The sequence below is a fragment of the Streptomyces sp. NPDC015139 genome, from assembly GCF_043079785.1.
GTDB lineage: Bacteria > Actinomycetota > Actinomycetes > Streptomycetales > Streptomycetaceae > Streptomyces > Streptomyces albidocamelliae.
Genome location: NZ_JBIBUW010000001.1, coordinates 870,297 through 891,311, shown reverse-complemented (window position 1 = coordinate 891,311; position 21,015 = coordinate 870,297). Strand labels below are relative to the sequence as shown.

The 21,015-nt window shown below is 73.5% G+C and carries 24 protein-coding genes; 15 read left to right on the top strand and 9 right to left on the bottom strand.

Translation table 11 applies throughout. The features are described from left to right. Positions 1-195 precede the first annotated feature (195 nt). The 8 genes from ACF08B_RS03960 (at position 196) to ACF08B_RS03925 (ending at position 8,554) form a co-directional block, all read left to right on the top strand. Positions 196-1,866: an ATP-binding protein gene (locus tag ACF08B_RS03960; RefSeq protein ID WP_392315910.1), complete on the top strand. Its 1,671-nt coding sequence runs from the start codon at positions 196-198 to the stop codon at positions 1,864-1,866. Beyond that, entirely contained in the window at positions 1,863-2,270 is a 408-nt protein-coding gene (locus tag ACF08B_RS03955; RefSeq protein ID WP_073890801.1) for a roadblock/LC7 domain-containing protein, read from the top strand. The genes ACF08B_RS03960 and ACF08B_RS03955 overlap by 4 nt, the downstream gene beginning before the upstream one ends. Further along, positions 2,267-2,614 carry a DUF742 domain-containing protein gene (locus ACF08B_RS03950; RefSeq protein ID WP_093472421.1) on the top strand — a complete coding sequence of 116 codons (348 nt, stop codon included), beginning with the start codon at positions 2,267-2,269 and terminating at the stop codon, positions 2,612-2,614. The genes ACF08B_RS03955 and ACF08B_RS03950 overlap by 4 nt, the downstream gene beginning before the upstream one ends. Next, positions 2,595-3,221: an ATP/GTP-binding protein gene (locus ACF08B_RS03945; RefSeq protein WP_392315909.1), complete on the top strand. Its 627-nt coding sequence runs from the start codon at positions 2,595-2,597 to the stop codon at positions 3,219-3,221. The genes ACF08B_RS03950 and ACF08B_RS03945 overlap by 20 nt, the downstream gene beginning before the upstream one ends. Next, the gene (locus ACF08B_RS03940; protein WP_392315908.1) at positions 3,218-4,429 is read left to right on the top strand and encodes a cytochrome P450; all 1,212 of its coding nucleotides are present in this window, start codon (positions 3,218-3,220) and stop codon (positions 4,427-4,429) included. Before ACF08B_RS03945 ends, ACF08B_RS03940 begins: the two co-directional genes overlap by 4 nt. 102 nt (positions 4,430-4,531) lie before the next feature. Beyond that, positions 4,532-5,758 (top strand): cytochrome P450, encoded by a 1,227-nt coding sequence (locus ACF08B_RS03935; protein ID WP_093472426.1) that lies wholly within the window; start codon positions 4,532-4,534, stop codon positions 5,756-5,758. A 187-nt stretch (positions 5,759-5,945) separates the two neighbouring features. After that, complete coding sequence (locus ACF08B_RS03930; RefSeq protein WP_392315907.1) at positions 5,946-6,935, top strand: aldo/keto reductase; 990 nt, start codon at positions 5,946-5,948, stop codon at positions 6,933-6,935. Positions 6,936-7,303: 368 nt separating this feature from the next. Next, positions 7,304-8,554 carry an MFS transporter gene (locus tag ACF08B_RS03925; RefSeq protein ID WP_392315906.1) on the top strand — a complete coding sequence of 417 codons (1,251 nt, stop codon included), beginning with the start codon at positions 7,304-7,306 and terminating at the stop codon, positions 8,552-8,554. Positions 8,555-8,576: 22 nt separating this feature from the next. On the opposite strand, the gene ACF08B_RS03920 is transcribed toward ACF08B_RS03925, so the two are convergent. From ACF08B_RS03920 to ACF08B_RS03905, 4 genes are all read right to left on the bottom strand, one after another. After that, complete coding sequence (locus tag ACF08B_RS03920) at positions 8,577-9,314, bottom strand: metallophosphoesterase (protein ID WP_093698366.1); 738 nt, start codon at positions 9,312-9,314, stop codon at positions 8,577-8,579. Then, a complete protein-coding gene (locus tag ACF08B_RS03915; protein WP_392315905.1) occupies positions 9,311-9,589 on the bottom strand; it encodes a BON domain-containing protein in 279 nt (92 codons plus the stop codon). Before ACF08B_RS03915 ends, ACF08B_RS03920 begins: the two co-directional genes overlap by 4 nt. Beyond that, positions 9,586-10,272 carry a hypothetical protein gene (locus ACF08B_RS03910; protein ID WP_392315904.1) on the bottom strand — a complete coding sequence of 229 codons (687 nt, stop codon included), beginning with the start codon at positions 10,270-10,272 and terminating at the stop codon, positions 9,586-9,588. Before ACF08B_RS03910 ends, ACF08B_RS03915 begins: the two co-directional genes overlap by 4 nt. 90 nt (positions 10,273-10,362) lie before the next feature. Further along, positions 10,363-10,662, bottom strand: a complete 300-nt coding sequence (locus ACF08B_RS03905) for a hypothetical protein (RefSeq protein ID WP_392315903.1) — start codon at positions 10,660-10,662, stop codon at positions 10,363-10,365. An 85-nt stretch (positions 10,663-10,747) separates the two neighbouring features. On the opposite strand from ACF08B_RS03905, the gene ACF08B_RS03900 reads away from it, so the two are divergent. Together ACF08B_RS03900 and ACF08B_RS03895 are read left to right on the top strand one after the other, a co-directional pair. Beyond that, a complete protein-coding gene (locus ACF08B_RS03900) occupies positions 10,748-11,932 on the top strand; it encodes a PP2C family protein-serine/threonine phosphatase (protein ID WP_392315902.1) in 1,185 nt (394 codons plus the stop codon). A 178-nt stretch (positions 11,933-12,110) separates the two neighbouring features. Continuing rightward, positions 12,111-13,172 (top strand): glycerophosphodiester phosphodiesterase family protein, encoded by a 1,062-nt coding sequence (locus ACF08B_RS03895; protein WP_392316037.1) that lies wholly within the window; start codon positions 12,111-12,113, stop codon positions 13,170-13,172. Between the two features lie 66 nt (positions 13,173-13,238). On the opposite strand, the gene ACF08B_RS03890 is transcribed toward ACF08B_RS03895, so the two are convergent. From ACF08B_RS03890 to ACF08B_RS03880, 3 genes are all read right to left on the bottom strand, one after another. After that, positions 13,239-13,649 carry a hypothetical protein gene (locus ACF08B_RS03890; protein WP_392315901.1) on the bottom strand — a complete coding sequence of 137 codons (411 nt, stop codon included), beginning with the start codon at positions 13,647-13,649 and terminating at the stop codon, positions 13,239-13,241. Positions 13,650-13,827: 178 nt separating this feature from the next. After that, positions 13,828-14,304 carry an SRPBCC domain-containing protein gene (locus ACF08B_RS03885; protein WP_392315900.1) on the bottom strand — a complete coding sequence of 159 codons (477 nt, stop codon included), beginning with the start codon at positions 14,302-14,304 and terminating at the stop codon, positions 13,828-13,830. A gap of 126 nt (positions 14,305-14,430) precedes the next feature. Next, a complete protein-coding gene (locus ACF08B_RS03880; protein WP_392315899.1) occupies positions 14,431-15,306 on the bottom strand; it encodes a helix-turn-helix domain-containing protein in 876 nt (291 codons plus the stop codon). A 314-nt stretch (positions 15,307-15,620) separates the two neighbouring features. Here ACF08B_RS03880 and ACF08B_RS03875 point away from each other — a divergent pair, with 314 nt between their 5' ends. The 3 genes from ACF08B_RS03875 to ACF08B_RS03865 all read left to right on the top strand — a co-directional run bounded on the left by ACF08B_RS03875 (position 15,621) and on the right by ACF08B_RS03865 (position 18,240). Beyond that, positions 15,621-16,343, top strand: a complete 723-nt coding sequence (locus ACF08B_RS03875) for an ATP-binding protein (RefSeq protein ID WP_392315898.1) — start codon at positions 15,621-15,623, stop codon at positions 16,341-16,343. A 371-nt stretch (positions 16,344-16,714) separates the two neighbouring features. Continuing rightward, complete coding sequence (locus tag ACF08B_RS03870) at positions 16,715-17,371, top strand: GNAT family N-acetyltransferase (RefSeq protein WP_093699347.1); 657 nt, start codon at positions 16,715-16,717, stop codon at positions 17,369-17,371. Between the two features lie 71 nt (positions 17,372-17,442). After that, positions 17,443-18,240 carry an SAM-dependent methyltransferase gene (locus ACF08B_RS03865; RefSeq protein WP_392315897.1) on the top strand — a complete coding sequence of 266 codons (798 nt, stop codon included), beginning with the start codon at positions 17,443-17,445 and terminating at the stop codon, positions 18,238-18,240. Between the two features lie 108 nt (positions 18,241-18,348). Here ACF08B_RS03865 and ACF08B_RS03860 read toward each other — a convergent pair whose 3' ends face one another. Continuing rightward, positions 18,349-18,807 carry a flavodoxin family protein gene (locus ACF08B_RS03860; protein ID WP_093472444.1) on the bottom strand — a complete coding sequence of 153 codons (459 nt, stop codon included), beginning with the start codon at positions 18,805-18,807 and terminating at the stop codon, positions 18,349-18,351. Between the two features lie 115 nt (positions 18,808-18,922). Here ACF08B_RS03860 and ACF08B_RS03855 point away from each other — a divergent pair, with 115 nt between their 5' ends. Then, positions 18,923-19,564 carry a class I SAM-dependent methyltransferase gene (locus tag ACF08B_RS03855; RefSeq protein WP_392315896.1) on the top strand — a complete coding sequence of 214 codons (642 nt, stop codon included), beginning with the start codon at positions 18,923-18,925 and terminating at the stop codon, positions 19,562-19,564. A gap of 91 nt (positions 19,565-19,655) precedes the next feature. Further along, complete coding sequence (locus tag ACF08B_RS03850) at positions 19,656-20,360, top strand: lipoprotein (RefSeq protein WP_392315895.1); 705 nt, start codon at positions 19,656-19,658, stop codon at positions 20,358-20,360. A gap of 21 nt (positions 20,361-20,381) precedes the next feature. Here the strand turns inward: ACF08B_RS03850 and ACF08B_RS03845 are convergent, their stop codons facing one another. Next, positions 20,382-21,014 carry a GNAT family N-acetyltransferase gene (locus ACF08B_RS03845; protein WP_392315894.1) on the bottom strand — a complete coding sequence of 211 codons (633 nt, stop codon included), beginning with the start codon at positions 21,012-21,014 and terminating at the stop codon, positions 20,382-20,384. Between the last annotated feature and the right edge of the window lies 1 nt (position 21,015).

The window sequence follows — 21,015 nt, the reverse complement described above, 5'->3', positions numbered from 1 at the left end:
GGCGCACCGCAGGGGGTCACCTTCGCCCGGTATGACGGTCCACGTTCGTGGAACGTGCACGATTCCTTTCAGTTTCGATCACGAACTCTCGTATAGTGACCGCGAGTTCACCGTCGTGTGGCATCTCTCACCCTCTGAACGTCTCCTGCCCAGCCCCCCAGCCTGCCCGTTTCTGCGCGAGGACCCGACCGGACGATGACCGCGCCCACCCCTCCCGGCGACCGCCCTTCCCTCCGTACGTTCATCAGCGCCCTCGCCGCGACCGGTGCCCTGTCGGCGCTCGTGGTCTGCGCGGCCGTGGTGGCGGCACCGGGCGGTGTGCGCACTCCGCTCGCCTGGGGCGGCGGCGCCGCCGCGGTCCTGCTCGGCCTGGCGGTGGCCACGGCGGCCCACGCCCTGCGGGCCGGTCGGGACACCCGGGGCCGGCTGGAGAGCGTGACCCAGGACCTCGGGCGGCTGCTCCAGCAGCAGGCCCGCGCGACCGCGGAGACTCGCCAGGAGCAGCAGCGCCTCATCGACGAACTCGCCGAGCAACGAGCCGAGTTCACCGAGTCCTTCGCGACCGAACGGGACCGGCTGGAGCAGGAGGGCGCACGCGAGACGGAACGGCTGCGCCAGGAGAACGCCCGGCTCACGGGCGAGCTGGAGAAGGCCGGGCGGGAACGCGACGCCGCCGTGTCCGCGACCTCCAACGCCGCCGGCCGGATGCAGGCCCTGGCCACGGCCACGCTCGCCGACCTGCGGGCCATGGAGGACCGGCACACCGACGAGGAGGTCCTCGCCGACCTCCTCCACCTCGACCACCGCACCGCCCAGGCGGGCCGGCTCGCGGACTCCATCGCCGTGCTCACGGGTGCGCGTTCGGGCCGCAGGTGGGCGCGGCCGATCGGCATGGAGTCGATCCTGCGCGGCTCGATGGGCCGGATCGCCGGCTACCGCAGGGTGCGGGTGCACTCGGTCAGCGGGGTCGCCGTGGCCGGACACGCGGCCGAGGGCGTGATGCACGCGCTCGCCGAACTCCTCGACAACGCGGCGAACTTCTCACCGCCGACCGCCGAGGTCCACGTGTACGTGGAGGAGGTGCCGGCCGGCGTCATCGTGTCCGTCGAGGACAGCGGTCTGGTGATGGGGGACGTGCAGCTGCGCCGCGCCGAGCGTGCGGTCACCGGTGACGTCTCGGAGCTGGGCGGTCTGACCGGAACCCGGCTCGGCCTCGCCGTGGTCGGCCGGCTGGCCCGCAAGCACGGCCTCAAGGTCTCCTTCCGGCCGTCCGCGCGCGGCGGCACCGGGGTACTGATGCTCGTCCCGCAGGACATCCTCGCCGGCCCGGCCGCACCCGAACCGGCCGCCCCCGCGCCCGCCGAGGCGCCGGCCGCCGTGGAGGTCCCGCCGGTCCACGAGGCAGCCGCGCCCGAGCCGCGGGAGGGCACGGCCGGGCTGCCCAAGCGGCGCCGGGGCCGCACGCTGGCCGAGGCCGAGCGCTCCCGTTCGCCCCGGGCGGGCGGCAGCCGTCCCGCGCCCGGCGGCGACGAGGGCAAGGCGCGGGCGGCCCGCTTCAGCAGCTTCCGCGAGGCCGTACGACCGCCGGCGGACACCGGCGGGACCGGCACGGTCGTTCCCGCGCCGGGCGACCACGGCACCGACGACCCGCTGCCCCCGGCACCCGGCGGCCGTACCGCCGGCTCCCCCGAGGAACCGGCCCGCGACGGCCGCTTCGCGGACGACGCCGGGACCGCGACGCACGACGGCCGCGTGCACGACGGCCGGGCGCCCGGCTCTCCGCAGGGCCTCGCCGCCACCGGCGCGGACACCGCACCCGCTTCCTCCCACCCGCACGCGCACCCGGAAGGCGACACCACTCCATGACCGGCCCGACCACCGCCGACGACAAGCTCACCTGGCTCCTGGAGGGCCTGCTGGAGAGGACGCCCGGCGCCCGGCACGCGCTCGTGCTCTCCCGGGACGGGCTGAAACTGTGCCGTACCCCCGAGTTGAGCGTGGACCAGGCCGACCAGCTGGCCGCGATCGCCGCCGGCATCCAGTCGCTGTCGCACGGAGCCTCCGCGGAGTTCGGCGACGGCAGCGGCGGCGTGCGATCGGCGATGGCGGAGTTCTACGGCGGCGTGCTGTTCATCGTCGAAGCCGGCGCGGGCGCCCACCTGGCCGTCGTCACCTCGGAGGACGCGGACGCCGGGGTCGTCGGGCACACCATGAGCGAACTGGTGGAGCAGCTCGGCGAGCACCTGACCGCTCCGCCCCGGACGTCATGAGCCGTCCGGGCAGGGACGACGCGCCCGACCGTCTCTACACCATCACCCAGGGGCGCAGCCGGACCGGTCCGGACAGCCCCTTCGACCTGGTCACCCTCGTGGTCGCCGAGTCGGACCCGGCGGCCGGCATGCAGTCGGAGCACGTGGCGATCCTCGAGACGGCCCGTTTCCCCACCTCGGTGGTGGAGATCGCCGCCGAACTGCGGCTGCCGGTGAGCATCACCAAGGTGCTGCTGTGCGACCTGCTGGCGGCGGGCCGTGTGAGCGCCCGTCATCCCCGCCGGCCGGCCATTACCGACCCCGACATCCTGGAGCAGGTGCTCGTTGGACTCCGCAACCTCTGACGCCCGCACCCCGTTGGGTGCCTCCGCCGACAACGGTCTCAAGATCGTCGTCGTGGGCGGCTTCGGCGTCGGCAAGACCACCCTGGTCCGCTCCGTCAGCGAGATCCGCCCCCTCAACACCGAGGAGACGATGACGCAGGCCGGCGAGTCGGTCGACGACATCGGCCAGGTGCGGGGCAAGTCGGCCACCACGGTGGCCTTCGACTTCGGCCGGATCAGCCTGGACGCGCACAACGTGCTGTACCTGTTCGGGGCGCCGGGCCAGCAGCGGTTCTGGTTCCTGTGGGACCGGCTGTTCTCCGGCACGCTCGGTGCCGTCGTGCTGGTCGACACCCGCCGCATCGACGACTCCTGGTACGCCATCGACCGGCTGGAGCACCACGGCACGCCGTTCATCGTGGCGTGCAACGACTTCGGTGGCACCGTACGGGCCGGCGAGGACGTCCGCGAGGCCCTCGACCTGGACCCGCACGTGCCGCTGATCGACTGCGACGCACGCTCCCGAGAGTCCGGCAAGCAGGTCCTGATCACGCTGGTGCAGCACGTGAAGAACCGGTACGCCGACCCGTCCGCGCGGGCGGGCCTGCCCCGACAGGAGTTCGTGTGACCACCCCCGACGCCGTACCGCTCGGCGGCCCCCGCTTCCAGACCGAACCCGCCACCCTGTACCGCGAGATGCGGCGCGACCACGGATCCGTGGTGCCGGTGGCCCTCGACGGTGACGTCCCGGCCTGGCTGGTGCTGGGCTACCGGGAACTGCACCAGGTCACCGGCGACCCGGTGCTCTTCAGCCGGGACTCCGACCTGTGGAACCAGTGGGACAACATCCCGGCCGACTGGCCGCTGCTGCCGATGATCGGCCGCAGGCAGCCGTCGATCCTCTACACGGTCGGCGAACGGCACCGGCAGCGCGCGGCCATGGTCAGCAACGCCCTGGAGGCCGTGGACCCGTTCGAACTGCGGCGCCACGCCGAGCGGTTCGCGGACGAACTGATCGACTCACTGTGCGGCGCTGGCGAGGCCGACCTGGTCGCGCAGTACGCGATGCTGCTGCCGGTCCGTGTCCTGGCCCGGCTGTACGGCTTCCCCGACGAGGACGGCCCGGGTCTGGTCACCGCCCTCAACGACATGATCGACGGCCGCGAGCGCGCCCTCGCGGGGCAGGCGCATCTCGCCACGTCCATGGGGCAGTTGCTCGCCGACCGGAAGAAGGAGCCCGCCGCCGACGTGGTCTCCCGGATGCTCGCCGACGACAGCGGGTTCAGCGACGAGGAGATCGCGCAGGACCTGATGGTGATGATGGCGGCCGGACACCAGCCGACCGCCGACTGGATCGGCAACTCGCTGCGGCTGATGCTGACCGACACCCGGTTCGCGGCCTCGCTGTTCGGCGGGCGCAACAGCGTCGCCGAGGCGATGAACGAGGTGCTGTGGGAGGACACGCCGACCCAGAACGTGGCCGGCCGCTGGGCCGCCCGCGACACCCACCTCGGCGGCCGCCGCGTGCGGGCCGGTGACCTGCTGCTGCTCGGCCTCCAGGGCGCCAACTCCGATCCGCAGGTGCGCACCGACGCGTCCGCGCTGACCGGGGGCAACAGCGCGCACTTCTCCTTCGGTCACGGCGAGCACCGCTGCCCGTTCCCCGCGCAGGAGATCGCCGAGGTCATCGCGCGGACCGGCATCGAGGTCGTACTGGACCGGCTGCCGGACATCGACCTGGCGGTGCCGGCCGAGTCGCTGGGCCGCAGGCCCTCGCCCTGGCTCCGGGGACTGACCGGGCTGCCCGTCCGCTTCACGCCCGTACCCGCCCGCTGATCCCGCGGCGCCCCGGCCGCGCGCTGTTCCGCCGGGGTTCTCGGGGACCGTCCCCCGGAAACCGGCGCCGTACCCCGACCCTGCCCTGGGAGGCACGTCACGATGACGACCGGTACCGAAGCACCCCGGATCGCCCTGGACCCCTTCGTCACCGACCTGGACGGCGAGAGCGCGGCGCTGCGCGCGGCCGGCCCGCTCGCCGCCGTCGAGCTGCCGGGCGGCGTCCCCGTGTGGGCCGTCACCCACCACGCCGAGGCCCGGGCGCTGCTCACCGACCCGCGGCTGGTGAAGGACATCACCGTGTGGGGTGCCTGGCGGCGCGGCGAGATACCCGCCGACTGGCCGCTGATCGGCCTCGCCAACCCGGGCCGCTCCATGCTCACCGTGGACGGCGCCGACCACCGCCGGATGCGCACGCTGGTCGCGCAGGCGCTGACCCCCCGCCGGGTGGAGCGGATGCGCGAGCGCATCGAGAAGCTGACCCAGGACCTGCTCGACGCGCTGCCCACGGGGGGCGGCACCGTCGACCTCAAGGCGGCCTTCGCCTACCCGCTGCCGATGTACGTCATCGCCGACCTCATGGGCATCGAGGAGGCGCGGCTGCCCCGGCTGAAGGTGCTGTTCGAGAAGTTCTTCTCCACGCAGACCCCGCCGGCGGAGGTCGTCGCCACCCTCACCGAGCTGGCGCGGATCATGGCCGAGACGGTGGCGGCCAAGCGGGCCGAGCCCGGCGACGACCTGACCAGCGCGCTGATCCTGGCCTCCGAGGACGGCGACCACCTCACCGACGAGGAGATCGTCTCCACGCTCCAGCTGATGGTCGCGGCGGGGCACGAGACGACGATCTCCCTGATCGTCAACGCGGTCGTCAACCTCTCCACCCACCCCGACCAGCGCGCCCTGGTGCTGTCCGGCGAGGCCGACTGGTCGGCGGTCGTCGAGGAGACCCTGCGCTTCTCCACCCCCACCTCCCACGTCCTGATCCGCTTCGCCACGGAGGACGTACCGGTCGGTGACAAGGTGATCCCGGCCGGGGACGCGCTCATCGTGTCGTACGGCGCGATCGGCCGTGACGAGCACGCGCACGGCCCGACCGCCGGGGAGTTCGACATCACCCGCACGACGGGCGGCCGGCACATCTCCTTCGGGCACGGGCCGCACGTGTGCCCGGGCGCCGCCCTGTCGCGGCTGGAGGCGGGCGTGGCGCTGCCCGCGCTGTACGCCCGCTTCCCCGGCCTGGAACTGGCGGTGCCGGCGGCCGAGCTGCGCAACAAGCCGGTCGTCACGCAGAACGACCTGTTCGAGCTGCCGGTGCGGCTCGACGCGTAGTCCCGCGCACGGCACGCCTTGACTTCGAGCGCGCTCCAGCTCGTAGCGTCGCAGTCAGCGTGTGGGCCCGCGGTACCCGGCACACCCCACGGGATGCCGGGTACCGCGATCCGTCGTCGGATGGAAAGAGGACCCTCGCGCCCCCGGAGAACGACGCACGAGCGTGCACGAAAGGCTGGGACCACACATGCAGAAGCGCAGTCTGCGGGACCTCCAGGTATCGGCCATCGGCCTCGGATGCATGGGCATGTCCGCCTTCTACGGCTCCACCGACCAGGAGGAGGGCGTCGCCACCATCCGTCGCGCCCTGGAACTCGGCATCGACTTCCTCGACACCGCGCAGCTCTACGGCCCGCTCACCAACGAGTCGCTGGTCGGCGAGGCGGTTCGGGGACACCGCGACCAATACGTGATCGCGACGAAGTTCAACTACCGGATGGACGACGCCGTACCCGGCGACATGAGCACGATCGGCCGGCAGGACGGCTCGGCCGAGCACGTCCGCAGCTCGGTCCACGGCTCGCTGGAGCGCCTGGGCACCGACTACATCGACCTGTACTACCAGCACCGGGTCGACCCGAACGTGCCCATCGAGGAGACGGTCGGCGCCCTGGCCGAGCTGGTCGCCGAGGGCAAGGTGCGGCACATCGGGCTGAGCGAGGCGAGCGCGGACACCGTCCGGCGCGCCCACGCAGTGCACCCGGTCACCGCCGTGCAGAGCGAGTACTCGCTGTGGTCGCGGGACGTGGAGGCCGAGGTGCTGCCCGCGTGCCGGGAGCTCGGCATCGGCTTCGTGCCGTACTCGCCGCTCGGCCGCGGGTTCCTCGCGGGCCGCTTCAGCTCTCCCGACGAGCTGGACGAGAACGACTTCCGCCGCAACAACCCCCGCTTCACCGACACCAACCTGGACGCGAACCTGCGGCTGGCGGAGAAGGTCAAGGAGATCGCCGCCGAGAAGGACGTGACCCCGGCCCAGCTGGCGATCGCCTGGGTGCTGGCCCAGGGCGAGAACCTGGTGCCGATCCCGGGCACCAAGCGCCGCAGCTACCTGGAGCAGAACGCCGGCGCGGCCGGCATCGAGCTGACCAAGGAGGACCTGGCCCGCATCGACGCGGAGCTGCCCGAGGTGGCGGGCCAGCGGTACGACGAGGCGGGGATGCGCGCCATCAACCGGTAGCCGGGCGCGCGAGGCGGTGTCGCGCCCGGCCGCAGGCCGTCCGCGGCGCCGCCGTAGCCGGGTGCGGGAGCCTGTGAGGAAGCACACGGCGGCTTCCAACCGGCAGGTGCGCAGCGGGGTTTGGCGGTGCGTACGGGTTCCCGGCCAGGGGTGCCGCCGACAGCCCGCCCGGCCCGTCTGCCACCATGGTCGACGCCCTGACCAAGCACCCTGGCCGCGCGGTGCAGCCGGCCCGACGGGGTTCTCCGGTCACTCTCCCGACCCCGGTTGTCGAGTACCCCGCCGTGTCTGCTTCCTCTTCCCCGCCCACACCCGCTTCCCGTGCCGCCGTCTCGCGTTCGCCGTGGCGGTCCCTGAGACACCGCAGCATGCGCTGGTGGTCGGCGGCGAACTTCGTCTCCAACGCCGGCACCTGGGTGCAGCTCACGGTGCAGAACCTGCTCGTGCTCCAGATCACCGGTTCCGCGGCGGCGACCGGCCTGTCGATGTCCGTGCAGGCGGCGCCCGCGCTGTTCGTCAGCCTGCTGGGCGGCGCGGCCGTGGACCGCTGGCACCGCAGGCTGACGGTCGCGGTGAGCCAGGCGCTGCTCGGCGCGGTCGCCTTCGCCACCGCGCTGCTGGTGGCGCTGGACCGGATCGACATGCCGGCGCTGCTGGTGCTGGCCGCCGTGACCGGCGTCGTCGCCACCGTCGACGGACCGGCGTGCGCCCTGCTCGGCAACGATCTCGTGCCCGTGGCGGACGTGCCGTCCGCGATCGGCGTCGGCTCGCTGGTGCACAGCGCGGGCCGGCTGACCGGCACCGCCCTCGCGGGGGTGACCGTCGGTTTCCTCGGCACCGCCGCCGCCTACGCGGCCAACGGGCTCTCGTTCCTCTTCGTGGCGGCGGTCGTCCCGTTCCTGCGCCCGGCACCCGGCGCCGCGGCGCGGGAACCGGTGGCCGAGGCCCCCGCCGCTCCGGGGCGCGCGGAGATGAGCGTCCGGGAGGGCCTCACCTTCTTCGCGCGCCGGCCCCGGCTGGTCGCGCTCGCGGGCATCACCGGCATCAGCTCGGTCTTCGGCCGCAACTACGGCCTGACCCTGGCCGTCCTGGTGACCGGCCCGCTCGCCGGTGGCGCGGGAGCCTTCGGCACCGTGTCCACCGTGCTGGCGGTCGGGGGCATCCTCGGCGCGGTCCTCGGGGCCCGGCTGCACAAGCCGTCGGTGCGGACCGTGGGTCTGCTCGCCGCGGCGGGCGCGCTGCTCCAGGTCGTCGCGGGACTGTCCCCGTCACTCGTCGTCCTGCTGGTGCTGGTGCTGCCGATGGCGGTGGTCGAGTCCGTCTCCGACACCGCCGGTACGGCCGTTCTGCAGACCGATCCGCCCGCGCATCTGCGGGGCCGGGTGCTCGGGGTGTGGAGCAGCATCGGCACGGTGTGGGGCCTGGGCGGCCCGCCGCTGCTGGGCCTGCTGATGGAGTGGGCCGGGGCGCGCGGTGCCCTGGTCGCCGGCGGTCTGCTCATCGCCGGGTCGATCGGCGCGGGCCTGCTGGTGCGCCGGCGCGGTGGCCCGGTGCCGATGGCGCTGGCCGCGAAGGACGGCGACGTGGCCGGGCGGTCGGCTCTGGGCACGGCCGCCTGACCGTCGTACCGTCCGGCTCGGTTCAGGCCTGCTGCCGGTCCGGGCCGCCCGGCAGGTGGTAGACGTGGAAGGCCTGCCCGATCACCGGCTGGGCCACATTGCGCACCCGGACGCCGCCGCTGGTCATGCCGTGCTCGGTGCCCGCGTGGGCGTGACCGTGCACCGCGAGGTCGGCGCCGCCGGTGTCGATGGCCTCCGCGAGCAGATAGCTGCCGAGGAACGGGTAGATCTCCAGCGGTTCCCCCGCCAGTGTGTCCGGTACGGGCGCGAAGTGGGTCAGCGCGATCCGCACGTCGCAGTCGCCCAGGTCCTTCAGGGCGCCGTGCAGGGCGTCGGCGCTCCTGCGGGTGTAGCGGACGAACTCCTTCATGAGCGGTTCGCCGAACTCCCCGGCGCAGCGGCCGACGAAACCGCCGCCGAAGCCCTTGGTCCCGGCCACCCCGATCCGTGCCCCGCCGGCGGTGACGACGACGGCCTCCCCCTCCAGTACGTGCGCGCCGGCGTCCCGGAGGACGGCGGTGACCTCCTCGGGCCGTTCGTCGTGGTGGTCGTGGTTGCCGAGGACGGCGACGACCGGCACCGCGAGGCCCTCGATCTCCCGGGCGACGACGGCCGCCTCCTCCGGGGTGCCGTGCCGGGTGAGGTCCCCGGCGAGCAGCAGGACGTCGGCGCACTCGGGCAGCGTGTCGAAGGAGGGCCGCAGGGTCCCCTGGCTCTCGGGGCCCATGTGGATGTCCCCGACGGCCGCTACGCGGATCATGTGAGGTCCTCCCCGTGGTCGGGCGAGGAGGTCCCGGCGATGAGCATGTCGCTGTGGACCGGGTGTCCCGCCAGTTCCTCGCGCGCCTTGTCCAGGATCTCGTCGCGGCACTGGGTGGACGGCACGGTGCCGGTGAGCAGGACGGCGTCGCCGCGCAGCTCCACCCGTACGCCGAGTTCCCCGAGCGGCCCGGCGGCCAGGTGTTCGGCGAGGTGGGCGACGCGGTAGTCCAGGTTGGCCGCGCCCGTCGGGGGCGAGGCGCTTGCGTCGGTCATGACTGCCCTTCCTGGGGATCGATCACGTTCAGCCGTTCGAGGAGGAAGAGGAAGGCGGCCGGCATCGGCTGGTCCCCGCACTCCTCGCGCACCACGTCCCAGTCGACCTTCTCCCGGACCGCCCGGGCCACCGGCAGCACCGACCCGAAATCGCAGTAGTGCTCCGAGAAGGCGCTGATCAGGCTGTGGATCAGGTCGGTCGGACAGAGCACGGGCATGAGCACCGAGTCGACCGGCAGGACATGGGCCCGGTCGAGCATGTCCTTGGTGACGGGCTGGTGCGCGAGGGCGAAGATGACGTCGACGTTCTGCCCGTGGCAGGTGGTCTTCAGCAGCCAGTCCTCGGGCGGGATCCGTACGGCGAGGCCCGCCTCGCGGAGCGTACCGGCGACCGCCTCGGCGTCCTCGGGGAGGATGGCGAAGTCGGCGTCGTGCTGGAGGTAGCGGCTGCCGCCGTGGGCGTACACGGCGACGCTGCCGGCCAGGGCGAAGGGGTGGCCCGCGCGTTTGAGGAGGGCACCGATCTGTTTGGTGGCCTCCAGGATCGCCTGGCTGCGGTCCTCCGGCAGGGTTGACGGCTCCGGCAGCGCCGGGGCAGCCGGGTCCTGCCCGTCCGTGGCGAGGTGCAGCCCCGTGGCCTCGGGTCGCCGGGCGGGCGCGGTGTCCTCCCCGTTGTGCGTCATGACCTCTCCCATCGCGGCGCACTCCACCCCGGGCGGCCGGATCGGCGCCGGGGGCCCTCCGGGTACCCGGGGCGTCCGGACCGACACGGGTCACGCGCGAAGCGGTCCCGTCGTCGGCCCGAGCGGAGAGAACCGCGGGCCACGGGCGGTGCAGGCCGTGCGGACGTGGCCGTGGAGGAAGCCGGGGGCGTGGCCCCGCATCACCAGGATGATCAGGATGCCGACGGGGCGGCCCGTGACCGGTCCGGCGAGGGCGGCGGAGGCGTTGTCCGAGGAGGCCGGGTCGGCGAGCCACGAGCCGGCGGTGCCGGAGCCGACGGCCATCCGGGTGGCGACGGCGCCGGCCGGGTGGGAGCCGACGAGGGCGGCCGTCGCGATCAGGGCGGTCACCTCCTCCCGTGTGCCCTGCGTCGTGTGCGGCGTCACCCGCGGACGGCGAGTGGCCGCCCGCTCCGCCCAGGGGCACGCTGTAGGCATGAGATCCCGGATCGGGGGTGCCGGCGCGCGGCAGCCATGGCAGTCGTCGCACGCCCTGATCCTGCTCCCGATCACGCTCATCGTGGTCATCACCGTCGTCGACATCCACGCGCCCACCGACGTCCACCTCGGCCCGACCCTGGTGATCGCGCCCGCGATCACCCCGTCCTTCGCCGGCCCCTGGACCACGGCGGGCATCGGCGCGCTGGCCACGGGCGCACAGATCCTCATCGGCGTCACGCACGGCGGGCTCTACACGACGAACCACATCGTGCAGATCATCACCCTCGCGGTGCTGTCCGTGCTCTGCGTCATCTACAGCGCGCTGCGCGAGCGCCGGCAGGCCCAGCTGGCCCAGGTGCGCACGGTCGCCGAGGCCGCGCAGCACGTGCTGATGTGGCCGCTGCCCGAGCAGATCGGCCCGCTGCGGATCGCCTCCCTGTACCTGGCCGCCGAGGACGAGGCGCAGATCGGCGGCGACCTCTACGCGGCGACCGTCAGCGACGGCGCCGTCCGCGTCCTGATCGGCGACGTCCGGGGCAAGGGGCTGCCCGCCATCGGGGAGGCCGCCCTGCTGCTCAGTTCCTTCCGGGAGAGCGCGCACCGACACGTCCCGCTGGCGGAGCTCGCCACCAGCCTGGACCAGAGCGTCAGCCGGTACGCGGCCGACCTGGAGCCACCGGAGGAGGCGGGCGAGCGGTTCGCCACCGCGCTGCTCGTGGAGATCCCGGACCACGATCCGGTCACCCGGATGACCAGCTGCGGTCATCCGCCGCCCCTGCTGTTGAGTCCCGGCCACGTCGTCAACGTCCCGAGCCTGCATCCGTCACCGCCGCTCGGTGTGCACGCGGACGCCGAGCACACTCTCGACGCGTTCTCCTTCGAACCCGGTGACACGCTCCTGCTCTACACGGACGGTGTGGTGGAGGCCCGGGACACGCGCGGCAGGTTCTACCCGCTCGCCGAGCGCGTCGCGCGCTGGACCGACGACAGCCCCGAGGCGCTGATGCACCACCTGCGGCGCGACCTGCTCGACCACGTCGGCGGCCGGCTCAACGACGACGCCGCGCTCATCGCCGTGCACCGCACACCGGTCGAGCGGCGCCGCCATCACGGCCGCGTCGGCGGCGGCGACACCGCCCGGCACGGCGCCGGCACGGAGGCCGGAAAGCCGGCCGGCTGACCCGGCTCGCCAGGACCCGCCGGCACCCCGGGCCGGCCGGTCGCCGTGCGCGGTCGCCGGCCGGCCGGACGTTCAACTCCCTTTGCGCCAATGTTCAGTCCCCGGGGTGGCCCGCCCGGCGCGGCCGTTGCGAGAATCACCGGCGCCCCCAGAACAGGGAGACCCCGTGCGACTTCCGCTGTCCCTGCGCAACATGTTCGCCGGCCTGGCCCTGACGCCGGCGCTCCTGCTCCCGGCCACCGCCCACGCGGCACCGGGCGGCCCGCACCCGCACCGCTTCGACCTCCAGGCCCACCGCGGCGGCATCGGCATGACGACCGAGGAGTCCCTCGAGGGCTTCGCCAAGGCCATGCGGCTCGGGGTGTCCACGCTGGAGCTGGACACCCAGATCACCAAGGATCTCAAGGTCGTCGTCAACCACGACCGGCAGATCAGCGGCGTCAAGTGCGCGGACACGGGCCCCGTCACGCCCGGCGATCGGCTGTACCCGTACGTCGGGAAGTACATCAAGGATCTGACGCTGGCTCAGATCAAGACGCTGGACTGCGGGTACCGGCAACTCCCGGGCTTCCCGGAGCAGGAGGTCGTCGAGGGCTTCCGCATGGCGGAGCTGCGGGATGTCCTGAATCTGGTCAGGAGCTACCACGCCGACCGGCTGAAGCTGAACATCGAGACCAAGGTCGAGGCGGGGGCGCCCGAACAGACCGCGCCGCGCGAGGTGTTCGTCCGGCGGGTGTACGAGGAGATCCACCGTTCGGGCATCGAACGGCAGGTCACCATCCAGTCGTTCGACTGGGGCGCGCTGAAGGCGATGCACCGACTGGCGCCCCGGTGGCCGCTGGTGGCGCTGACCAACTACGACTTCCTCCAGGTCGGCATGGACGGCGCGTCCCCGTGGCTCGGCGGGATCGACGCGGACGACTACGGCGGGGACTTCGTCCGGGCGGCCGCGACAGTCCCGGGCGTCACGACGCTCTCCCCCAACTACGGCTTCCCGCAGAACGGCAAGGTCGGCGACCCCGGGTTCCGTTTCTACGCCGACGAGGCGATGGTCGCCGAGGCACACGCACGCGGGCTGAAGGTGGTCCCCTGGACCTGCGACGACATGCCGACCGTGGCCGCGCTGATGGACGCGGGCGTCGACGGCGTCATCACCGACTACCCGAATCGCGTACGGCAGTTGATGGCCGACCGCGGGCTGCCGCTGCCCCGGCCCTACCGTCCGCGCGGACACGCCTGAGAGTACCGCGGGCGTGAGCCCCGCCCCGAGTGGGGCGGGGCGGGACCGCACGCCCCGTCCTCCGGGTCAGCGGACCGGCTTGAGGTCCGTGATCTCGAGGGTCTTGAGGTCGGACAGGACGTCGATGCCGGTGACCCGCGCGTGCGGCCCGTCGCTCCAGGTGAGGGTGTGCTGCCTCTTCTCGTAGGCGGCCACCTTCGCGCGGGCGGCGGAGGAGAGGTAGAAGCCACGCAGGGCCTTGGTGCCGGTGGCGGCGGACGGGTCGTCGGTGGCCCGGGCGGAGTCGACGTCGGCCGCGTAGAAGTCGGCCACGTGCTGCGTGACGTCGCGCGGGTCGCCCTGGGCGGTGGACACCGCCCCGGCGCGGGCGGTGCGGTTCGCGCCGGCGCCCGCGAGGGCGGGCGTCACGGCGGCCAGGCTGAGGCCGACGGTGAGGGCCACTGCGGTGAGGAGGGACTTGCGACTGCGGACGGACATCTTTCTCGTTTCCCCCGTTTTCCTCGCGACCTGCACCGTTCGGTCGTCGACGGTCCGTAAGACCGTGCTTTCCGCGCTCCGGTTCCGCTTCTTTCCGCTTTCTTGGCACTCAATGCCCGGAAGGTGGAAACTCGAAAAGGTTCGGACGCAAACCGGCCGGGTTTCGCCGCTCTTTCGGTCATTCCGCTTCGGGTGACCGCCCTTCACCGACGAGCCGGGCGAGGTTGTCGAGGGCCATACGGGTGCCCAGCTCGTTGTCCTCGCGGGGTACGGCGTCGGGGACGCCCTCGTGCAGCATCTCCACGTCCGTGCCGCCACCGCTCGCCGTGAGCTTCGTCGTCAGGGTCATCGTGGACCGCAGGGCGTCGTCGCCGGACTCGAAGGCGAACACCTCGACGACCAGGGCGTCGGGCACGAGCCGGGCGAAGTGGCCGCGGTAGGTGTCGGTGTGGCCGCCGGACTTTCCGGTGCCGCCCCCGTCGTCGTAGGTGAGGGAGACGCGGAACTCCCCTCCCTCCCGGGCCTCGAAGGCGTGCACGCGCGCGGTCATGCCGGCCGGGACCCGCCAGGCCGCCAGCGCGTCCGGATCGAGCAGGGCCCGGTAGACGGCCTCCGGGGGCGCCTGCACATGCCGGGTGACTCGGGTGGCGTACATGGCTTCACGCTAGCGTCCGCGGGGCGGCCGGGCCGGTCGTGGCGCACGACGTCGGCGGTGCCGGTGAGCAGGGCCGGGTGGCCGCCCGGGGCAGCCGGCGTCCGGCACCGGCCGATGCGGCGGGGGTCAGAGATCCTTGCGGATGGTGTCGAGCATGGCCTCGGCGGTCCGGGCCGGTGCGGCCTGGGCGCCCAGCCGGTCCAGCGCCTCGCGGTACAGCCCGACGTCGCCCGCCCTGTCGAGGTAGACGGCCCCCGCGAGACCGTTGAGGTAGACGATGTCGGGCAGTTCGGGGGCCCGGAACCGGAAGAGGTGGAAGGTGCCGGCCCGCAGGGCGGGGTGCGGGCCGTTGGCGAACGGCATGAACTGCAGCGTCACATGGGGCAGTCGGCCGATCTCGACGAGGTGGTCGATCTGCGCGCGCATCACCTCGGTCCCGCCGACCGGCCGGCGCAGCACGGTCTCGTCCATCACCACCCACACCCGGGGCGGAGCCTGCGTCGTCAGCAGTTCCTGGCGGCGCATGCGCAGCGCGACCCGCCGCTCGGTGGCCTCGGCCGAGGCGTTCGGGTCGCCCACGCCGAGCAGGGCCCGGGCGTAGTCCTCGGTCTGGAGCAGTTCGTGCACGAACTGGCTCTCGTAGGCGCGGATCTGCGAGGCCGCCTGTTCCAGGCTGAGGTAGGCGGCGGACCAGTCGGGCATGACGTCACGGTAGGTGTGCCACCAGCCGCGCTTGTTGGCCTCGCGCACGGACCGCAGGAAGGCGTCGATCTCCCGCCGGTCGGTGACGCCGTAGATCTGGAGCAGCTTCTCGGCGTCCGCGAGCCGCAGGCGGGCCACCTTGGCGGCCTCCATGCGGCGGATCGTGGAGTGGCTGACCCCGAGGGCGTCACCCGCCTCGGCGTAGCCGAGACCGGCCCGGATCCGCAGCTCCTCCAGCTGCCGGCCGAGGATCATGCGCAGCACGGACGGGGCGCCGCCCCAGTCGGTCTCCGCGGTCACGCACACCCCCCTCGGCAGGTGCCGGATCCGGTCCCGCACGGGTCATTTCCGTGCGCTCATTCGATCATGTCCGGATGCCGAACGACACGTTCGGGGTCACTTGCAAATTTCAACTTGCCTGTTGCGAGCCGATGTTGGCGGATGACACAGTGGACGTACTGCTCCGGCCGACCCGAGGAGCAGGCGGCGCGGCCGGGTCGGGGGAGACCGGGCCGGCATACGGCCTCATGGGAGGCGGTGTGTCGTCTGCTGCGCGAGCGGCCGGACCTCGCACCGGACACCCCCCACTCGCGAGGCCGGACGAAAGGCGCACGATGGTTCCGCCCTCCCTCCCCCGACTTCCCGAGGACCGAAGACCCGAACGGCCGCTGCCGGAACCGGATCCGGTGCGCCTGCCCGCGCTGCCCAGACCGCACCGGTCCCCCGCCGCCGGACCACCCCTGCCGGCCCCCGACCCCGCCGGACCACCCCGCCCGGCCCCGTACGTCCCGGACCACCCCCGCCCGGCCGCCGGCGGTGCGGAGCGTCCCCACCTGCCGCCGGTCCCGGCCGCCGGCTCCCGACCACGCGCAGGCGAGCACCCCGGTCGACTCCCTGGGCCCGACGGCTCCGGCCGGCTCGCCTCCGGGGCTTCCTCTCCCGGCTCCGCCGCGTTCGACCTGCCGGCCGTGCCGCTGGCCGTCGGCACCGCCCGCCGGCTCGTCCTGGACCTGCTGACCGCCTGGGACGTGCCCGGACAGGTCCGGGACGACATGATCCTCGTGACCTCCGAGCTGGTCACGAACGCGCTGGTGCACGCGGCGGGCGAGCGGATCGCCTGCCGGCTGCACCGCACGGCGGACCGGGTGCGCATCGAGGTCGAGGACCAGGACGGCGGCCCCGGACTGCCCGTGGTCGGCCGGCCCGGCCCCGACGAACAGCACGGACGCGGCCTGTTCCTGGTCGAGGCGCTGAGCACCGACTGGGGAGTGACGGCGGTGCCGGACCGGCCGGCATGCGTCGTCTGGGCGGAACTGCCCTTGCTCCACCACCCCTGACACCCCCCACCCGACACCCCCGGACCGTCCCCCACCCGTCCGAAGGGATTCCCATGCACCACATCCCCCCGCACCGCTTCACCCTGCGCCCCCCTCCTCTCCCCCGCGGTCCCGCACACCGCTGTCATGTCGGCCCCGTACCGTCCGCGGACCCGTCCTGGACCGCCGGCCGCCCCAGGCCCGGCACGCCGCCCGCGGACCGGCTCGACCCGCCCGGCCCGCCCCCGCGGGCGGACGACGTCCGGAACAGCGCCGGTGACACGACGTCCGGCCTCGATTCCCGCTAGATTCACCGCCGGTGCGGGACTTCCGCATCCGCCGGCGGATGCGTGTCCGCCGCGCGAGCCGCAGCGTCGGGGTTCGGGGGCGTCATGGTCTGGTCGCTCATCCGCCGGGGCCGGACCGCGCCCGGCCTGCCCGTGCCCGGACGGTGCGCCCCGGGCCGGCACGTCCTGGCGACGGTACGGCTGCTGCTGTTCACGCCCCGGAACCGGCTCGACGTGGCGGCGGCACTCGCCGCGTGCGCGGACGCCGAGGCGCAGCGGTGGCTCGGCACCCAGGCGGACGAGGTCGTGCCCGATCCCGGCACCCGCCGCACCCTGCTGCGGTGGCGGCCCGCGGGAGACGACGGCCGCCGCGTTCCACGGCACCTGGCCGAGCCGTTCGCGCCCGGACCCGACGACCCGATGATCCTGGTGTGCGTCCGCAGATCCGATCTCAGCTACGCCGGAGCGCTCGAACTGGAGCCACGGTCCGGTGAGATGGGCGGCTGGCTGGCACCGGGCTGCCGCGGCCAGGGCCTGGGCGCGGAGCTGTTCCGCGCGGGCGTCGCACTCGCGCACACCCATGCCGGGCTCGCCACCGTCCGCGCCGGCGCCGAACCCGGCAACACCGCCAGCCGGCGGGCCCTGGCCCGCGCGGGCTTCGTCCGGGACCAGGGACCGCTCCGGCACACCCTGCCCGACGGGCGTGTCGTGGACGCCGTCTGGCACCGGCACGACACCGTGACGGCCTCCCGCTGCCATTGACCACGCGAGGGCGTGTCCGTACCCGGCACGGCGCGCCGCACCCACCCCCCACTCCCGCTCGGAGAGCCGACGTGACAGACACCGGATTCAGCCCGGACCGCATCGACACCGGCACACCGCACTCCGCCCGTATGTACGACTGGTTCCTGGACGGCAAGGACCACTACCCCGTCGACGCGGACGCCGCGCGGACGGTGCTCGGCCTCTTTCCCGGCGTGAAGGACACGGCCTGGGCCAACCGCGAGTTCATGCACCGGGCCGCCCGCTTCGTCGCGAGCCGGGGTGTCGGCCAGTTCCTGGACGTGGGCACCGGCATACCCACCGAGCCGAACCTGCACCAGGTGGTGCAGGCGGTCGACCCGGCCGCCCGGGTGGTGTACGCGGACAACGACCCGATCGTGCTGCGGCACGCCGAGGCCCTGCTCCACGGCACGTCCGAGGGCCGTACCGCCTATGTGCACGCCGACGTCCGGGAACCCGAGCACATCGTGGCGTACGCCCGCGAACACCTGGACCTGACCCGGCCCGTCGGCCTGTCGCTGATCGCGCTGCTGCCGTTCGTCACCGACGAGCAGGACCCTCACGGGATCGTCCGCACCCTCCTCGAACCGCTCCCGTCCGGCAGCCACCTGATGATCTCCCACGTCGGCACCGAGTTCGACCCGGAGGTCTGGGAGCGGATCGCGGCCGTCTACCGCTCCGGCGGCACTGCGGTGCGGGCGCGTTCGCAGACGGAGGTGGCCCGCTTCTTCGACGGTCTGGAGCTGTGCGCCCCGGGTGTCGTACCGGCCACGCGCTGGCAGCCCGAGCCGGGGATGCGCGTCCCCGGACTCCAGCCGGTGTACGTGGGGGTGGCCCGCAAGCCGTAGCCGCGCGGTGTGCCGGGGGCCGTGGCTCACGGGGGGACGGAAATCGAGCCACGCCCTCCGACGAGCCGGGGCCCGCGCTTCCGGAGGTGATGTCCGCGGCGCCGGTGCTCAGTCGCCGGTCATCAGGCCCGCCGCGACCGTGGCTCCCAGCTCCCAGCACGCCTCCGTGTCCGCCTTGCCCGGCTCGCCGGTGACGGTCACCGGCTCGGCCGCGCGCCGCCAGCCGAGGCCCGTGGTGACGGCCTCGACGGCGCGGACGGCACCGGTGACGTCGTTGCCGCCGTGGACGTAGTAGCCGAAGGGGCGGCCCCGGGTCCCGTCCAGGCACGGGTAGTAGATCTGGTCGAAGAAATGCTTCAGCGCACCGGACATGTAGCCGAGGTTCGCCGGGGTGCCGAGCAGGTAGCCGTCGGCCTCGAGGACGTCGGAGGCGGTGGCGGCGAGGGCCGCGCGCCGGACCACCCGGACGCCTTCGATCTCTGGAGTCGTGGCCCCGGCGACGACGGCCTCGAACAGGGCCTGGCAGTTGGGCGACGGGGTGTGGTGGACGATCAGCAAGGTAGGCACGCCCCGCACCCTGCCGTGCGGCCGCCGTCCCCGGCAAACGGCGGGCCTCCCGGTGCGTCGCGGGCGTCCGTCCGGGGTAGGACGGTGCACGGCGGCGACGACGGGAGGAGACAGGGTGGCCGAGGACGATCACAGAGCACCGGCCGCCGTGGTGTTCGACGCCCTGGGGCTCGACTACGAGAAGGCGTTCGCCGCGTCCGAGTCGCACCAGGCGTCGCTGCGGTGGCTGCTGGAGCGGCTGGCACCGGGTAGCAGCGTGCTGGACGCGGGCAGCGGAACGGGACGGCCGACCGCCGAGACCCTCTCCGGGGCGGGCCACCGGGTACTGGGCGTCGACGTCTCGCCGGTCATGGTGGAGCTGGCCGCGCGGCAGGTGCCCGGGGCCGAGTTCCGCCTGGCGGACCTCCGTGAACTGCCCGTGCCGGACGCCTCGTTCGACGCGGTGTGCGCGTACTTCTCGCTGCTCCAGATGTCCCGCCCCGAACAGGCCGCCGTCGTGGCGCGGCTGGCCCGGGCGGTACGGCCCGGCGGCCTCGTGGCTCTGGCGACCGTTCCGCTCGACGTGGAGGGCGTCCAGGCCCACTTCATGGGGCAGCCGGTGGAGGTGACGAGCTTCTCCGCCGGCGCCTTCACCGAGCTGGTGACCCGGGCGGGCCTGACGGTGCTGACCGAGGACGATGCCGTGTTCACCCCGGCCCACCCCGACGCCGTACCCGAGCCGCACCTGTTCCTGCACTGCCGGCGCGCCCCGGCGTGACCCCCGCTCGACCGCTGGTCGGGGCATATTCGTTCGGTGATGCGGGTGCTCTCCGTTACAGTGACGGCGCTGAACCGGAGGGGAGACGACTGTGCAGGTCAGGGTGGGGTCCGTAGGAAGCCGAGCGATCGTGGCGGTCGCGCTGGCAGCCGTGCTCGGCGGCTGCGCGGGTGCGGCGGACGACGACGGGAAGAAGGGCGCGAGCGCGTCGCCGACCGCCAAGGGCGAGGGCACGGGGTCCGGGGGCGGGGCGGCCGCGCGCGGGGGGACGATCGGCGCGGCCGGTTCCGCCTGCGAACTGCCCGTCAGCTTCGGCCTCGCCAAGGACTGGAAGCCCAAGGCGATCGACGCCGAGGCCCAGCTGGCGAAGGCGTCGAAGGGCTCCGACGACGATCTGAGCGGCGCGCTCGCGGAGAGCTTCCTCCGCCAGGGCCCGGTCACCGCCGCCTGTGAGATCGACGCCAAGCCGGCCGGCAACATCGGCTTCCTGCGCGTGTGGACCGGCAAGAAGGGCGACGCCGACGCGGGCGGCGTGCTGCGGGCGTTCGTCGCCGCCGAGGACAACGTCAGCAAGGCGAAGTACCGCTCGTTCAAGACCGGCGGCGGCGTGTCCGCCGTGGAGGTGGAGTACCTCTACACGAGCAAGCTCCTGGACGAGACCAAGAAGGAGAGCGCCTTCGCGGTCGCCACTCCCGGCGGCCCGGTCGTCCTGCACCTCGGCGGCATGGACACCGAGGAGCACGAGGCGATGCGCCCCGCCTACGACCTCGCCAAGCAGACCCTCGAACTCGCCTGAGGGCCGCCGCCCGCGCCGCGCTCAGTCCGGCGCGGTGGCCCGCCCCAGATAGGTGAGGGGGCCCGCGTCGGCGACCGCGATCTCGTGGAAGCCGACCCGGTCGTAGAACGCGCGGGCGGCGGTGTTGACGGTGACCATGCCGAGGTGGACCGCCTGGACGCCCCGTCCGTGCAGGGCGTCCAGGAAGGTGCGCAGCAGGGCGCGGCCGTGCCCCCGGCCCTGCCAGGGGGGCAGCAGGTCGATGTGCAAGTGGGCGGGGTACTCGCCGAGTTCGGGTACGAGCATCCGCTCCGGGTGGTGCAGGAGCCGGATCATCTCCTCGGAGGGCGTACGCGGCGGCACCGCGGGCTCCGGGTAACGGTCGGCCAGCCGGGGTATCCAGGTGCGCCGGAAGTCCTCCACGAAGCGCCTGGTGTCCGCGGTGCCGACGATGTAGCCCACGGTCCGGCCCGTACCGTCGTCCAGAACGAACGCGAGATCCGGATCGAGGTGGCAGTACGGCTCGGCGAAGATCGCCGGCATCAGGCGCCGGTCCGGGTGGACGGCCCGGGAATCGCCGCCGTTGTGCGCGGTACGGACGCAGACGTTCGCCAGATCGTCGCGGTCGGCGGGACGGTAGGGCCGGATGAGGGGTGCCTGCTCCGTTGGGGACATG

Excerpts from the sequence above, each read along its gene's own strand:
- ACF08B_RS03960 (WP_392315910.1), top strand. The coding sequence starts at position 196 with ATGACCGCGCCCACCCCTCCCGGCGACCGCCCTTCCCTCCGTACGTTC.
- ACF08B_RS03955 (WP_073890801.1), top strand. The coding sequence starts at position 1,863 with ATGACCGGCCCGACCACCGCCGACGACAAGCTCACCTGGCTCCTGGAG.
- ACF08B_RS03950 (WP_093472421.1), top strand. The coding sequence starts at position 2,267 with ATGAGCCGTCCGGGCAGGGACGACGCGCCCGACCGTCTCTACACCATC.
- ACF08B_RS03935 (WP_093472426.1), top strand. The coding sequence starts at position 4,532 with ATGACGACCGGTACCGAAGCACCCCGGATCGCCCTGGACCCCTTCGTC.
- ACF08B_RS03930 (WP_392315907.1), top strand. The coding sequence starts at position 5,946 with ATGCAGAAGCGCAGTCTGCGGGACCTCCAGGTATCGGCCATCGGCCTC.
- ACF08B_RS03925 (WP_392315906.1), top strand. The coding sequence starts at position 7,304 with ATGCGCTGGTGGTCGGCGGCGAACTTCGTCTCCAACGCCGGCACCTGG.
- ACF08B_RS03920 (WP_093698366.1), bottom strand. The coding sequence starts at position 9,314 with ATGATCCGCGTAGCGGCCGTCGGGGACATCCACATGGGCCCCGAGAGC.
- ACF08B_RS03915 (WP_392315905.1), bottom strand. The coding sequence starts at position 9,589 with ATGACCGACGCAAGCGCCTCGCCCCCGACGGGCGCGGCCAACCTGGAC.
- ACF08B_RS03910 (WP_392315904.1), bottom strand. The coding sequence starts at position 10,272 with ATGACGCACAACGGGGAGGACACCGCGCCCGCCCGGCGACCCGAGGCC.
- ACF08B_RS03900 (WP_392315902.1), top strand. The coding sequence starts at position 10,748 with ATGAGATCCCGGATCGGGGGTGCCGGCGCGCGGCAGCCATGGCAGTCG.
- ACF08B_RS03890 (WP_392315901.1), bottom strand. The coding sequence starts at position 13,649 with ATGTCCGTCCGCAGTCGCAAGTCCCTCCTCACCGCAGTGGCCCTCACC.
- ACF08B_RS03885 (WP_392315900.1), bottom strand. The coding sequence starts at position 14,304 with ATGTACGCCACCCGAGTCACCCGGCATGTGCAGGCGCCCCCGGAGGCC.
- ACF08B_RS03875 (WP_392315898.1), top strand. The coding sequence starts at position 15,621 with ATGGTTCCGCCCTCCCTCCCCCGACTTCCCGAGGACCGAAGACCCGAA.
- ACF08B_RS03870 (WP_093699347.1), top strand. The coding sequence starts at position 16,715 with ATGGTCTGGTCGCTCATCCGCCGGGGCCGGACCGCGCCCGGCCTGCCC.
- ACF08B_RS03845 (WP_392315894.1), bottom strand. The coding sequence starts at position 21,014 with ATGTCCCCAACGGAGCAGGCACCCCTCATCCGGCCCTACCGTCCCGCC.